This is a genomic window from Burkholderia sp. ABCPW 11 (assembly GCF_001523445.1).
Classification (GTDB): Bacteria; Pseudomonadota; Gammaproteobacteria; order Burkholderiales; family Burkholderiaceae; genus Burkholderia.
The window spans coordinates 81,632-94,447 of the sequence record NZ_LOVM01000083.1; the positions used below are offsets into that span (position 1 = coordinate 81,632).

At 67.0% G+C, this 12,816-nt stretch carries 10 protein-coding genes and 1 pseudogene; 6 read left to right on the plus strand and 5 right to left on the minus strand.

Translation table 11 applies throughout. From position 1 onward, the window contains the following. Nucleotides 1–18 precede the first annotated feature (18 nt). Nucleotides 19–231 (minus strand): hypothetical protein, encoded by a 213-nt coding sequence (locus WS61_RS27435; RefSeq protein WP_059505170.1) that lies wholly within the window; start codon nucleotides 229–231, stop codon nucleotides 19–21. Between the two features lie 136 nt (nucleotides 232–367). Then, a complete protein-coding gene (locus tag WS61_RS27440; RefSeq protein ID WP_059505172.1) occupies nucleotides 368–2,551 on the minus strand; it encodes an FUSC family protein in 2,184 nt (727 codons plus the stop codon). A 188-nt stretch (nucleotides 2,552–2,739) separates the two neighbouring features. On the opposite strand from WS61_RS27440, the gene WS61_RS27445 reads away from it, so the two are divergent. Then, entirely contained in the window at nucleotides 2,740–3,687 is a 948-nt protein-coding gene (locus WS61_RS27445; RefSeq protein WP_059505174.1) for a LysR family transcriptional regulator, read from the plus strand. A 111-nt stretch (nucleotides 3,688–3,798) separates the two neighbouring features. Here the strand turns inward: WS61_RS27445 and WS61_RS27450 are convergent, their stop codons facing one another. Next, on the minus strand, nucleotides 3,799–4,101 hold the full coding sequence (locus tag WS61_RS27450) for a DUF4148 domain-containing protein (RefSeq protein WP_059505492.1): 303 nt from the start codon (nucleotides 4,099–4,101) through the stop codon (nucleotides 3,799–3,801). A gap of 229 nt (nucleotides 4,102–4,330) precedes the next feature. Next, the gene (locus WS61_RS27455) at nucleotides 4,331–5,473 is read right to left on the minus strand and encodes a porin (protein WP_059505176.1); all 1,143 of its coding nucleotides are present in this window, start codon (nucleotides 5,471–5,473) and stop codon (nucleotides 4,331–4,333) included. A 336-nt stretch (nucleotides 5,474–5,809) separates the two neighbouring features. Here WS61_RS27455 and codA point away from each other — a divergent pair, with 336 nt between their 5' ends. The 5 genes and pseudogenes from codA (at nucleotide 5,810) to WS61_RS27485 (ending at nucleotide 11,281) form a co-directional block, all read left to right on the plus strand. Then, entirely contained in the window at nucleotides 5,810–7,051 is a 1,242-nt protein-coding gene (gene codA, locus WS61_RS27465) for a cytosine deaminase (protein ID WP_059505181.1), read from the plus strand. A gap of 161 nt (nucleotides 7,052–7,212) precedes the next feature. Then, on the plus strand, nucleotides 7,213–8,547 hold the full coding sequence (locus tag WS61_RS27470) for a chloride channel protein (RefSeq protein WP_059505183.1): 1,335 nt from the start codon (nucleotides 7,213–7,215) through the stop codon (nucleotides 8,545–8,547). A gap of 276 nt (nucleotides 8,548–8,823) precedes the next feature. After that, nucleotides 8,824–9,261 carry an STM2901 family protein gene (locus WS61_RS27475; RefSeq protein ID WP_059505185.1) on the plus strand — a complete coding sequence of 146 codons (438 nt, stop codon included), beginning with the start codon at nucleotides 8,824–8,826 and terminating at the stop codon, nucleotides 9,259–9,261. Then, nucleotides 9,254–9,601 (plus strand): DUF1493 family protein, encoded by a 348-nt coding sequence (locus WS61_RS27480; protein ID WP_059505187.1) that lies wholly within the window; start codon nucleotides 9,254–9,256, stop codon nucleotides 9,599–9,601. The genes WS61_RS27475 and WS61_RS27480 overlap by 8 nt, the downstream gene beginning before the upstream one ends. Nucleotides 9,602–9,945: 344 nt before the next feature. Continuing rightward, a pseudogene (locus WS61_RS27485) lies at nucleotides 9,946–11,281 on the plus strand (TIGR00366 family protein). Between the two features lie 64 nt (nucleotides 11,282–11,345). Here WS61_RS27485 and WS61_RS27490 read toward each other — a convergent pair. Next, on the minus strand, nucleotides 11,346–12,674 hold the full coding sequence (locus WS61_RS27490; RefSeq protein WP_059505189.1) for an MFS transporter: 1,329 nt from the start codon (nucleotides 12,672–12,674) through the stop codon (nucleotides 11,346–11,348). Nucleotides 12,675–12,816 lie beyond the last annotated feature (142 nt).

The window sequence follows — 12,816 nt, forward strand, 5'->3', positions numbered from 1 at the left end:
GACGACGCGACGTCATGCTCAGCTGCCGAAGTAGATGTTGCAGAAGCTGACGGGGCCGACGCAGGCGTTCGGGTCTTCCTGCTTCGATTGCGCGCGATCGACGCGGCCGGCGGCCTTGATCGCCTCGGCGCGGTTCGCCTGTTGCGGTGCGGCGTCTGCCGGCGCCGGCTGCGCGTGGGCGATGGCAGCGGTGAGCGACAGGGCAACGAGGGCGAGGTGCAGCGGCTTCATTTTGTTTCTCCTGGGTGAGTGCCAGTCTTGCTGGCAGTGAGGAAACTATAGGCTCGCACTGCTTGAAGATTAATCGCCGTGGCTGGAGAGCTTATTTCCATCCGGAACAACGATCCGGTTGCGCGCGCATCGAACTTCAACGACGATGCCGATTGAACGGCGCGTCCTTGTCGAGCAGCGCGCTGCGCATGAAGTGCAGGCAGCCGACGATTCGCTGCATGTTGCGACGTGCGTCGGGCACTGCGTACCACGCCTGCAGCGCATGCTGCGCCGCGCGGATCGCGAGATTCACGGATTTCAGCGTGCGTGCATGGCGAGCGGGCGTCGGATCGTCGAAGAAGCGCGGCAGTTCGCGCAGCACCGTATCGATCGAACCGGTCCAGCGCAGCGTCTGCGGCGGTTTCGATGCACGGAACGCGTGCAGCTCGTCGCGCAGGTCGATGACCGCGTGGCCGACCTCGAGCGTCGACAGCATCCAGCGCAGCGCATCGCGATGCTGCCGCGTGCGGCGCACCAGCAGCGTACGCAGTTGCGCCATCAGGTCGTGCGTGCTCGACTGGAAGCGTTGCGCGAGGCCGTCCGGCGCGCCTTCGCACGCCAGCGTGACCTGGCGGCGCAAGTCATGCGCGATCCGGCCGGTGAGCCAGGGCATATGCGTCGGGAACACGACGGCGAACACGAGCGCGCAGGCGAGCATCGCGACGACGATCGCCAGCCCGTTGTTGATCAGCACTTCAGGCGTATACGCGATCGCGTTGTCGGGGCCTGCGAGCAGGCAGAAGAACACCGCGAAGCCGATTCCGTAGCCGGACAGCCCGGGCCGCATCGCGAGAAACGCGCCGAGGCCCAGCACCGGCGCAAGCGCCGCGCACAGCAGCGGAAAGCCGTCGATATTCGGATAGACGTAGCACAGGAACAGGTAGCCGACCGCGGTCGCGCACGCTGCGCCGATCCCCATCTGCGCGACGAACTTCGGCGCGCGCGGCGAGGTCGAGCTGAGCGCGCATGCGATCGCGGTGGCGATCACCGCGAGCGAGCCGCTCGGCCATTCGGACGCGATCCAGAACGCGCTCATCGCACCGACGGCGACCACCGTGCGCAGGAACGCGAAACCGACGAAGAACACGTTGGTTTTCACCGCGTAATGGGTGACCGAGCGCTCGAACGCATGATCGTCCTGGTCGAGCGACGCGTACGTGTCGACGTAGCCGAGGTATTCGCCGACGAACCGGTACAGCAGCTCGATCGCGGTATCGAAGTCGAGCAGGCCGCCCGCCGCATGGTCTTCGATCACCCGCCGCGACGCACGCGCGGCCTTCGGCAACGCACCGTGAAAGCGGCGCAGTTCGAGCAATGCGCCGGTCGCCGATGCGAGACCGCGCCGGCGTTCGTCTTGCAACGCGGAGAAGCGCGACGCGAGCGCGTCGACGTGCGGCGCCAGCGCATCGAGCACCGCGTCCGAGCGATTCGCGCGCAGCCGTTTGACGAGCTGATGCAGCGCATGCAGCCGCGTGCACGCGTTCATGAACTCGCTGTTCAACCGCGCAAGCCGGCGGCTGCGCGCGCGAATGTGCGGTTCCTCGAACGACGCGAACGCGCGGTTGGCTTCGAAGCCGACGATGTCGTCGACGAAATCGGCGAAGCGTCGCTCGAAATCGCCGCGCGCGACGTCGCCTGACAGCGCGCCGGCGGCGAACGCGGCAAATGTCGCATGGCGCGCGCTCAACGAACGCATCAGCGCCTTCGCGGAGCTCAACGGCAGGATCAGCGCGCTGACCGCGCCCGAGCATGCGATGCCGAGCGCGACTTCCGCGGCACGCGTGAGCGCGGACTGGAACAGCGTCTGAGGCGTCATCACGGCCGGCAGGCCGATCAGCGCGGCCGTGTAGCCGGCGAGCACGAAGCCGTACCAGCGGAAATGGCGGTTGCGCACCGCGAGTGCGATGCAGCCGCCGATCCACAGCGTGATGCCGGCCATGTACAGCTCGGGCTGCTGCGCAAACAGCCCGCCGAGCGCGAGCGCGCCGACGAGGCCGGCCGCCGTGCCGAGCACGCGATAGAAACTCTTCGCGAACACCATGCCCGATAGCGGCTGCATCAGCACGAACACGGTGGTCATCGCGGTGCGCGGCTGCGACATCTCCAGACGCATCGCGATGCCCATCGCCAGCAGCGCTGCGAGTACGGTTTTCGCGAGGTGCAGCCAGATCAGCCCATCGGTCGCGGCCCAGTCGCGCGCCGCATTGCCGAGCGGGTCGAGCCATGCGCTCCATCGTGCCGGTTCGACGGAAGGTCGCTCGATCGCAGGTTGTGGCTTCATGAAAAGAGGGGGCCGGCGCGGTGCCGCGGCGCGTCCGAACGGCCCGTTCGACTGGGGAGGCGCCGATTGTAGGAGGGCGGCGCGCGCGCATTAACGCCGTTGCGGGGAAACGATAGTTGCAGCCGAAGTAACAATCTGTCGCATCCCGTGGAGGAAAATGGCGGCTCCGCTACAGGTTGCTCACAGGAATGGATACCCTACAAAACATGCGGGTGTTTTCGCGCGTCGTCGAGACGGGCAGCTTCACCGCCGCCGCGCAATCGCTGAATTCGACGACGGGCGCGATGTCGCGCGCGGTGTCGGAGCTCGAGGCGCGCCTGCGCACCCGTCTGATGAATCGCTCGACGCGCCGTCTCGCGCTCACGTCGGCCGGCGAAAGCTATCTGCGGCGCTGCCGCCAGATCCTCGCCGACGTGGACCGCGCGGAAGAGGAGGCGAGCTGCGCGCACGAGCGCCCGGCCGGCGTGCTGCGCATGCACAGCTTCGCGAGCGTCGGTCACCACTACGTCTTGCCCGCGCTGACGCGCTATCACGCGCAGTTCCCGAACGTATCGATCGAGCTGTCGCTGTCGCAGCGCATGCCCGACCTGTTCGACGGCACGAGCGACATGGCCGTCGTCACCGCGTCGTCGCTGCCCGATTCGGAACTCGTGTCGCACCTGCTCGGCTCGACGTTCAGCATTCTGTGTGCATCGCCCGATTACGTGAAACGGCACGGCGTGCCGGCCCGCCCGCAGGACCTCGCCGCGCACGCGTGCCTGACGCTGTGTACGCCGGCATTCCCGACGCATGAATGGGTGCTCGAAGGCCCCGAAGGCGTCGAGCATATTCACGTCGCCGGGCCGGTGCAGACCAATACCGCCGAATCGCTCGCACTCGCCATCCGCGACGGCATCGGAATCGGCATGCTGCCGCTGTATTCGGCGATCGACGCCTTGCGCGACGGCACGCTCGTCCGTGTGCTGCCCGCGCATATCCTGCAGAAGATGAACGTGCATGCGCTGTACCCGTCGCGCCGCTTCGTCGATGCGAAGGTGCGGACCTGGGTCGAGATGCTGCGCGCCCAGGTGCCGGTGATGATCGCGCGCGACGTCGAGATGCTGAACGCGATCGACCGCGAACCGCAGGCCGCCTGAACGCAGGCCGCCTGAACGCCGTGCGCGCATCGGCGCGCGGCGGGTCGTTTCACGCCAATGCCGACTACGCGTCGGTTCGCAATGCATGCGCGATGCGAGCGACGCGCGCCGTCACGGCGCGGGCCTGGCCGCCGCGCCCGATTCGGTTGCCGGCTCGCCGGCCGGGCCGTACGCGGCCTGCGTCGCTTTCCGCTCGGCGAGACGTCTCGCCTGCAGTCGCTCCTGCGCCGCGAGGATGTCGTCCGGATAGTTGCCGACTTCGCCGCGCGCCGGGTTGTAGCCGACCGATTCGAGATCGATCAGCTCCTGCAGTACCTGCGCGCGCGTGACGGGCGACTTTGCCTGCTGGGCGAACGACAGGGCCGGTGCGGCAAGCAGGACGGCAGCGGCGGCGGTAACGACGAGCGATTTCACGAGATTCTCCTGGTACGGGGTAGGCGGCCGGCGCCGCGCGCGCCGCGCGGCTTCGACCTTCGACGTCAGTCTACGCAGCGCTGCCACGCGCAAACACCCTGATTCCAGGAGGGCTGCGTTCCAGAAGGAACAACATTGACGGCGTCGCCCGCGGCGATCGAACCCGTGTGCGAACACGGGCGCCGTGCAGACGGGCGCCGTGCAGAGGGACGACGTCGCGCGACGCCGATCAGAACCGCGTGCGCATCCCGATCGTGCCGACCACCTGGTTCGCCGTGCTCGATGCGCCACCCGACGTATTGATGAACGCCTGATAGCCGCGGCCCGACGCATGCTGGAACATCGCTTCCGCGTACAGGTCGGTGCGGCGCGACAGCTTGTACACGGCCTGCAGATCGACCTGATGCCATTTCGGGTCGGCTCCGTGCTTGCTGTCGGGATTCGACACGCTGGCGTCCGTATAGACATAGGCCGCGCCGACGCTGACGGCCGGCGTGACCGCATAGCGCACGTTCACGTCGTAGTTGTTGAACGCGATCTGGCCGCTGGAGCCGAACGAGCCCGTGTTGTCGTACTGCGAGCGCGTGTAGACGAAGCCGGCGGTCACCGGGCCGAATACATAGCTGGCGCCGCCGCCGTAGGTGCGCATGCGGTCCGAGCCGATCGACCAGCCGCCTTGGTTCAAGCTCTTCGCTTCGGCCGAATCGGTCGCGCCGGGGCTCGCGCTCGTCGAGCCCTTCGTGCCGTTCATCTGCAGGTAGGCGCCGGCCAGCTTCAGCGGGCCGTTCGTGTAGCTCGCGGCCACGCTGTATGCGCGGTTCGCGCCGAAGTTCGCCGAGTTGGAGAACGCGTACAGCGCGCCGACCTTGAAGCCCGCGATCGTGTCGCTCGTGTACTTGATTGCGTTGTTGATGCGCAGCGAATGGTTCAGGTTGTCATTGTCGAACGGATGCGCGAAGCCCGTATCGCCGAAATCGCCCGACGTCGCCGACAACGGCGCGACGAAGTCGACCATCGTGTCGTACTGGCGGCCGAGCGTCAGCGTGCCGTAGCCGGCGCGGCTCAGGCCGACGTACGCGTGGCGGCCGAACAGCTTGCCGTCCTGGCCGAGCCCGCCGTTGTTCGCGTTGAAGCCGTTTTCGAGCACGAACAACGCCTTCAGGCCGCCGCCGAGATCCTCGGCGCCGCGCAGGCCGAAGCGACTGCCGTTGATCGTGCCGGTCGTCATGCGCCATTGCGACGCGCCGTTCACGTTGTTGGTATAGGCGATGCCGGCGTCGATCAGGCCGTACAGCGTGACCGAGCTTTGCGCGTGGGCGAGCGGCGCGAACAGGGCGCCGGCGCATGCGCCGGCGATCAGGTTTTTTTTCATCGTGAAGCTCCTGCGTGTGGGACTGGAAACCAAAGTTCGGCGCAAGTATAGGAATGCGCGGCACGCGCAAGGACGCAGCGGCCGCGAGCGCACCGTTCCTGATCCCGCAAGAGTCGTTCACAAAACCGACACGACGACGCGCGTGCGCGCCGGGCCGGCGGTTCCTGCCGGCGGCCGGCACGCGGCTTCGGTCCGGCGCGGCCCGGCTGTCGTGTCGATGCAACATGCGCGGCACGTGTGCGCGTCGCCGCTTTCCTCCATACTGGTCGTCCGGACCGCACGGCCGCCGACGCAGATCGCGCGGTCGTGTTCACGCATACGACAAGAGGCCTCTCCATGAACCTGTTCAACGTACGCTTGCGCGGCCGCGACGGCCTGTTCACGATCGGCATCGATGCCGGCAGGATCGCGCGCATCGATGCGCAGACCGCGCCGATCGCGTCGACGAACCCGGACCATATCGACGGCGGCGGCCGCCTCGCGATTCCGCCGCTCGTCGAACCGCATATCCACCTCGATGCCGTGCTGACGGCCGGCGAGCCCGCGTGGAACATGAGCGGCACGCTGTTCGAGGGCATCGAGCGCTGGGCCGAGCGCAAGGCGACGATCACGCATGAGGACACGAAGGCGCGCGCGCATGCGGCGATCGGCATGCTGCGCGATCACGGGATCCAGCACGTGCGCACGCACGTCGACGTGACCGATCCGACGCTCGCCGCGCTGAAGGCGATGCTGGAGGTGAAGGACGAGGCGCGCGGGCTGATCGACCTGCAGATCGTCGCGTTCCCGCAGGAGGGCATCGAATCGTTCGACGGCGGCCGCGCGCTGATGGCGCAGGCGATCGAGCTCGGCGCGGACGTCGTCGGCGGGATTCCGCATTTCGAGAACACGCGGGAGCAGGGCGTCAGCTCGATCCGCTTCCTGATGGATCTCGCGGAACGCACGGGCTGCCTCGTCGACGTGCACTGCGACGAGACCGACGATCCGCATTCGCGCTTTCTCGAAGTGCTCGCGGAAGAGGCGCGCGTGCGCGGCATGGGCGCACGCGTCACCGCGAGCCACACCACCGCGATGGGTTCGTACGACAACGCGTATTGCTCGAAGCTGTTCCGGCTGCTGAAGCGGGCGGGGCTGAATTTCATCTCGTGCCCGACCGAGAGCATCCATCTGCAGGGGCGCTTCGACACGTTTCCGAAGCGGCGCGGGGTCACGCGCGTCGCGGAGCTCGACCGAGCCGGGCTCAACGTGTGCTTCGGGCAGGATTCGATCAAGGATCCGTGGTATCCGCTCGGCAACGGCAACATCCTGCGCGTGCTCGATGCGGGCCTCCATATCTGCCACATGATGGGTTATCAGGATCTGCAGCGCTGCCTCGACTTCGTGACCGACCATAGCGCGACGGCGATGCACCTCGGCGACGGGTACGGCATCGCGGTCGGGCGTCCGGCGAATCTCGTCGTGCTCGACGCGGACAGCGACTACGAAGCCGTGCGCACGCAGGCGAAGGCCACGCTGTCGATGCGCCACGGGAAGGTCATCATGCGGCGCGAGCCGGAGCGCCTGACCTATCCGGACTGACGCGGCAGGCGGTCATCGCGGGCCGTCGGCGTGTTCATGCATTCGATGCATGAGTTGATTATAAAAATACGTTTGTCTCATGATGAGCGCGGGCCTACGATGCGGTCCTGACGACGGCGTGCACGGTGCGCGCCGTCTTTCCGATCCCGTTCGCCGCCCCCATGCGCCTCGATTTTCCGTCCGCTCCTGCTGCTTCGCCGTCGCCCGCCAGCCCATTCGCGCGCATGGCCGTCGTCACGATCCTGACCGGCATCGGCGCGGGTCTCGGCGGCATGCTGCTCGCGTTGATGCTGCATGCGATCCAGCACGTCGCGTACGGCTACGACGTCGCGCACGCGATCGGGGCCAAGAGCTTCCTCAGCGGTGTGACCGGGGCCGAGCCGCTGCGCCGGCTCGCGGTGCTGGTGGTCTGCGGGATCGTCGCCGGCGGCGGCTGGTGGGCGCTTTACCGATACGGCCGGCCACTCGTCGGCATCCGCCGCGCGGTGCGCGCGGCCGATCCGCGGATGCCGTTCGTCAGCACGACGGTCCATGCGCTGCTGCAGATCGTCACCGTCGCGCTCGGCTCGCCGCTCGGCCGCGAAGTCGCACCGCGCGAGATCGGTGCGCTGCTCGCCGGGCGGTTTGCCCATGCGGCGGGGCTCACGCCCGACGACTGCCGGCTGATGGTCGCGTGTGGCGCCGGCGCGGGGCTCGCGGCCGTCTACAACGTGCCGCTCGGCGGCGCGATCTTCGTGCTCGAGATGCTGCTCGGCACGTTCGAGTGGCGTGCGCTGGTCGTGGCGATCGTGACGTCCGCGATCGCGGCGATCGTCGCATGGATCGGTCTCGGCAACGAACACCAGTACACGGTGCCGGCGTTCGTGCCGAGCACACCGCTCGTCGCATGGTCGATCGTCTGCGGGCCGCTGTTCGGCGTCGCCGCGTACGGTTTCGTGCGGCTCACCACCCGCGCGCGGGCGAACGCGCCGAAGGACTGGCGGCTGCCGGTGTTCGCGCTGCTCAACTTCGCGGCGGTCGGCGTGCTCGCGACGAGGTTTCCGCAACTGCTCGGCAACGGCAAGGGCCCGGCGTCGCTCAGTTTCGACGGCACGCTGACTATCGGTCTCGCGGCGGCGCTGCTCGTGCTGAAGGTGCTGATCGAGGCCGGCAGCCTGCGGGCCGGCGCGGAAGGCGGTCTGCTGACGCCGGGACTCGCGAACGGCGCGCTGCTCGGTGTCGTGCTCGGCGGACTATGGAGCATCGTGTGGCCCGGCGCATCGCTCGGCGGATACGCGCTGATCGGCGCGACCGCGTTTCTCGCCGCGTCGATGCAGATGCCGATCACGGCCGTCGTGCTGCTGCTCGAATTCACGCGCGCGAATCACGACAGCCTCGTGCCGATGCTGCTGGCCGTGGCGGGGTCGCTCGTCGCGTACCGGTTCGCGCAGCGGCTGGCGGAGCGGCGGGGGCGCATGGTTGCGACCGCGAGTACGTCGGCGACGGTGGGGCGTTGATATGCATGAGCGGCCTGAAGGTGGACGATCCGCTGAAAATTGACACTCTGTATCCGTTCAAATGCCTGTCGCCGCCGTGGTGCATTCGTGCGCAACGACGAGGCTGCGGCAGTCGGAAGCGCGAGCCACGCGGTACTTCACAGGATCTGCACGAGATCCGCCAATCACATCCGGACAGACGCTTGTCGCGGCAATCTACCGGTGAGCCCGTTGTTTCGCCTTCGCCACTCACGCTAGCCTTTTCTGCTCGTTCAAATTCAAGCTATCAGAGAAAAAATGGCGAGCACGTACAGATACGGCATTCACGAGGGTTTGAGCCGCGATGCATTGTTCTTCCTGATCTTTATCGAAGAGACTGGCAAGGCGTTGGGGGTAGATGATGCGGTCGGCGTCGCGATGGTACTGTTGGGTCAGCGCTTTATCCCGACGCGAGGCAAGTTCGCGAACGCGGTCAAGGGCACGTCCATCGCGTCCGTCGTTTCGCGTCGGCTGCTGCCATACGAATTGAAGCACCGGATTTTGCAGACCGTTACCTCATTCAGAAGCCTGATCATGTTGCGCATCAAGTTGACGCAGAATATCGGCGCATTCGTCGGGCGGGCGGTTCCCGGAGTCGGTTGGGCGATCCTGGCGACGGACGTCGCGTTGATCACTTATCGTACGATCGGCGCGTACAACAGCATGGTGAAGCCCGAGGATCGCTTATATGGCTGACACATGGAAACGCCTCGAAGCGTTCATCGCGACTGACGTCGCAAGGCTCCGGATCGATCGCATCGAACTGTCGCGAGACACGGATCTTTATCACGATCTCGACCTCGAACCGAACGACATCGACAGAATCATTCGGCAATGGGGTGCGACGTTCGGCGTCGATTTGTCCGCGTTCGACCTCCATTATTACTATCCGTTCGCGAAGCTCGGCCTCGGTTCGTTTCTCACGACGGTCGTCAAATCCCCGTTCAACCCAGAGGCGAGAGAGACGCTGGGGGGGCGGTCACTGACACTCGGAATGATGGAGGAAGCGATGGAGCGCGGGCGTTGGGAGCCTTGATTCGCTGACCCGTCGAGATTCGCGAGACACACGACGAGACGAATATCGCCGCATGAAGCGCCCGCCTGATCCGCAGTCAGGCGGGCGCTTTTGCATGCGCACGTCCTTCATGAATTCCAGTCTGCAGCGATACGCACCATTGGCGTTCGTCACTCGGCTGCCCCGGCTTCGGAGCCGGTCGCGGCCATGTAACGAATTCGATAGCCTGCCGAAGTCGACCGACCCGATTCCCGACAGGGGCATCGACGCAAGCAATACGGTTCTGTGCAAGAATCCGCGCGTTTCCGCGCCTCAACCAACAACGATACGCGCGGATGTCCCTATCAGGAAACGAGGAGCTCAAGTTGATCCAGCGCATTTCCCGCTTCTTCACGCAGGTGGTTCACCGCGTGTTGCCCGACCCGTTGATTTTCGCGATCCTGCTGACGATCGTCACGTTCGCGCTCGCGTTCGGGCTCACACCGAACACGCCCGTGCAACTCACGACGATGTGGGGTTCAGGCTTCTGGAACCTGCTCGCGTTTTCGATGCAGATGGTCATGATCCTCGTGACGGGCCACGCGCTCGCGAGTTCGCCGCCCGTGCGGCGCCTGCTCGTCGCGCTCGCCAGCGCCGCGCGCACGCCCGGGCAGGGCGTGATGCTCGTCGCGTTCGTCGGCGCGCTGGCCTGCGCGATCAACTGGGGCTTCGGCCTCGTGCTCGGCGCGATGCTGGCGCGCGATGCTGGCGCGCGAAGTGGCGCGCCGCGTGGCCGGCAGCGACTACCGGCTGCTCGTCGCGTCCGCCTACATGGGCTTCCTGAGCTGGCACGGCGGGCTGTCGGGTTCGGTCCCGCTCGTCGCGGCCACGAAAGGCAATCCGATGGAAAAGACCATCGGCTTGATTCCGGTGTCCGACACGATCTTCACCGGCTACAACGCGTTCATCACGATCGGGTTGATCGTGATGCTGCCGTTTCTCGCACGGATGATGATGCCTAAGCCGGGCGAGGTCGTCAGCGTCGATCCGGCGTTGCTTGCCGAGCCGCCGAGCGTCGAGCGCAAGCTCGCGCCCGACGCGACGTTCGCGGAACGGATGGAGGAGAGCCGCGTGCTCTCGATCGTCGTCGCGGCGCTGTGCGCGGCGTTCCTCGTGCTGCGTTTCGCGCAGAAGGGCTTCGCGCTCGACATCGACACGGTGAACCTCGCGTTCCTCGCGGCCGGCATCCTGCTGCACCGGACGCCGATGGCCTATGCGCGCGCGGTGGCCGGCGCGGCGCGCGGCGCGTCCGGGATCATGATCCAGTTCCCGTTCTACGCGGGCATCCAGGCGTTGATGGATCACTCCGGGCTCGCGGGCGTGATCACGAAATGGTTCGTCGATATCGCGAACGTCCACACGTTCCCACTGCTCGCGTTCCTGAGTTCGGCCGTGATCAATTTCGCGGTGCCGTCGGGCGGCGGCCACTGGGTCGTGCAGGGGCCGTTCGTGATGCCGGCCGCGCAGGCGCTCGGCGCCGATCTCGGCAAGGCGGCCATGGCGATCGCGTACGGCGAGGCGTGGACCAACATGGCGCAGCCGTTCTGGGCGCTGCCCGCGCTGGCGATCGCGGGGCTCGGCGTGCGCGACATCATGGGCTATTGCGTGACGACGCTGTTGTTCTCGGGTGTGGTGTTCGTCGCGGGGATGTATCTGTTCTGACGAAGCGAGGCGGGATGCCGGCGGCGACGTGCCCGCATCCCGCCGGCTCGAGTTTCGTCCGCCTTCAGTCGCGCGAGCGCACGTCGGCGCGCTCGTGCCCGTGACGCAACGCGAGGCTCGCACATGCCGCGACGACGAGTGCGGCCGCCAGCAGCGTCAGCCCGTTCTTCGCATTGCCGGTCGCCTGCTCGATCGCGCCGATGACGGTCGGCCCGACGAAGCCGCCGAGCAACCCGCACGTATTCACGAGCCCGAGCCCGCCGGCCAGCGCGCTGCCGGCGAGCCGCGAAGCCGGAAACGTGAACACGATCGACTGCACGACGAAGAACATGGACGCAGCCACGCACACGCAGAGCAGTCCCGCCAACGGCGACGCATGCGCGGCGCCGATCATCCCGGCCGCCATGACCACCAGCCCCGCACACAGCATGCGGCGCGAGTGGTGCGACCCGCGTGCGAAGCGCGGCAGCGTCCCGGCCCCGAGCGCGGCGGCGAGCCAGGGCAGCGACGTCAGCAACCCGACCGCGACCGGCGAGAGGCGCCCCGATGCGCCGATGATGCCGGGCAGGAAGAAGATCACCGTATAGATGGTCAACTGGTGGCAGAAGTACACGAAAATCGCGAGCCAGATCTGCGGATCGCGCAGTGCGGCGCCGAACGCGTGGCCGCCGTGCGCGGCGATGCCCGCGTCCTGTTCGGCGGCCAGCCTGCGCTCGAGCGCGCGGCTGGTTTCCGGGGCGAGCCACGGCGCGGCGCTCGGCCGATCCGGCAAGCGCGTCCAGACGACGAACGCGAGCAGGATCGCCGGAATGCCTTCGACGACGAACAGCCATTGCCAGCCGTGGAAACCGAGCGTGCCGTCGAGCTCGATCAGCGCGCCGGCCAGCGGCCCGCCGACGATGTTGGCGATGCACACGCCGAGCAGGAAATAGCCGGTGGCGCGTGCACGCTCCTCGCGGCCGAACCAGTACGTCAAATACAACATCACGCCGGGAAACAGGCCGGCTTCGGCCACGCCGAGCAGCAGGCGCATCACGTAGAACGACGTCTCGCCGCCGACGAACGCCATCGCGACCGACAGCGCGCCCCACGTGATCATGATCCGCGTGATCCAGAAGCGCGCGCCGACGCGATGCATGATCAGGTTGCTCGGGATTTCGAAGAGCGCGTAGGTGAGAAAGAACAGCCCCGCGCCGAGCCCATACGCGGCCGATGAAATGCCGAGATCGACGCCCATCGAATGTTTGGCGAACGCGATATTGGTGCGGTCGAGAAAACTGATCACATACGCGGCGATCAGCAGCGGCATGAGTTTGCGGAACAGCAGCCGGTTCAGCGACGCGTTCGCGTCGCCGGCGGCGGACGACAGGGTCTGAGCGTGATGAGTGGACATGCGGACGACTCCGGTAAGGGCGAACCGGCGCGCACGGCAAGCACGGCGCGCCGCGTTCGGCAGATGCCGCTGCGGTGCAGGCAGCGAATGGGCAGACGACGGAGCCGCGCCGGCGGCGCTCGAACGGAGCGGGGCGATGAAG

Excerpts from the sequence above, each read along its gene's own strand:
- WS61_RS27435 (WP_059505170.1), bottom strand. The coding sequence starts at position 231 with ATGAAGCCGCTGCACCTCGCCCTCGTTGCCCTGTCGCTCACCGCTGCC.
- WS61_RS27440 (WP_059505172.1), bottom strand. The coding sequence starts at position 2,551 with ATGAAGCCACAACCTGCGATCGAGCGACCTTCCGTCGAACCGGCACGA.
- WS61_RS27445 (WP_059505174.1), top strand. The coding sequence starts at position 2,740 with ATGGATACCCTACAAAACATGCGGGTGTTTTCGCGCGTCGTCGAGACG.
- WS61_RS27455 (WP_059505176.1), bottom strand. The coding sequence starts at position 5,473 with ATGAAAAAAAACCTGATCGCCGGCGCATGCGCCGGCGCCCTGTTCGCG.
- codA (WP_059505181.1), top strand. The coding sequence starts at position 5,810 with ATGAACCTGTTCAACGTACGCTTGCGCGGCCGCGACGGCCTGTTCACG.
- WS61_RS27470 (WP_059505183.1), top strand. The coding sequence starts at position 7,213 with ATGCGCCTCGATTTTCCGTCCGCTCCTGCTGCTTCGCCGTCGCCCGCC.
- WS61_RS27475 (WP_059505185.1), top strand. The coding sequence starts at position 8,824 with ATGGCGAGCACGTACAGATACGGCATTCACGAGGGTTTGAGCCGCGAT.
- WS61_RS27480 (WP_059505187.1), top strand. The coding sequence starts at position 9,254 with ATGGCTGACACATGGAAACGCCTCGAAGCGTTCATCGCGACTGACGTC.
- WS61_RS27490 (WP_059505189.1), bottom strand. The coding sequence starts at position 12,674 with ATGTCCACTCATCACGCTCAGACCCTGTCGTCCGCCGCCGGCGACGCG.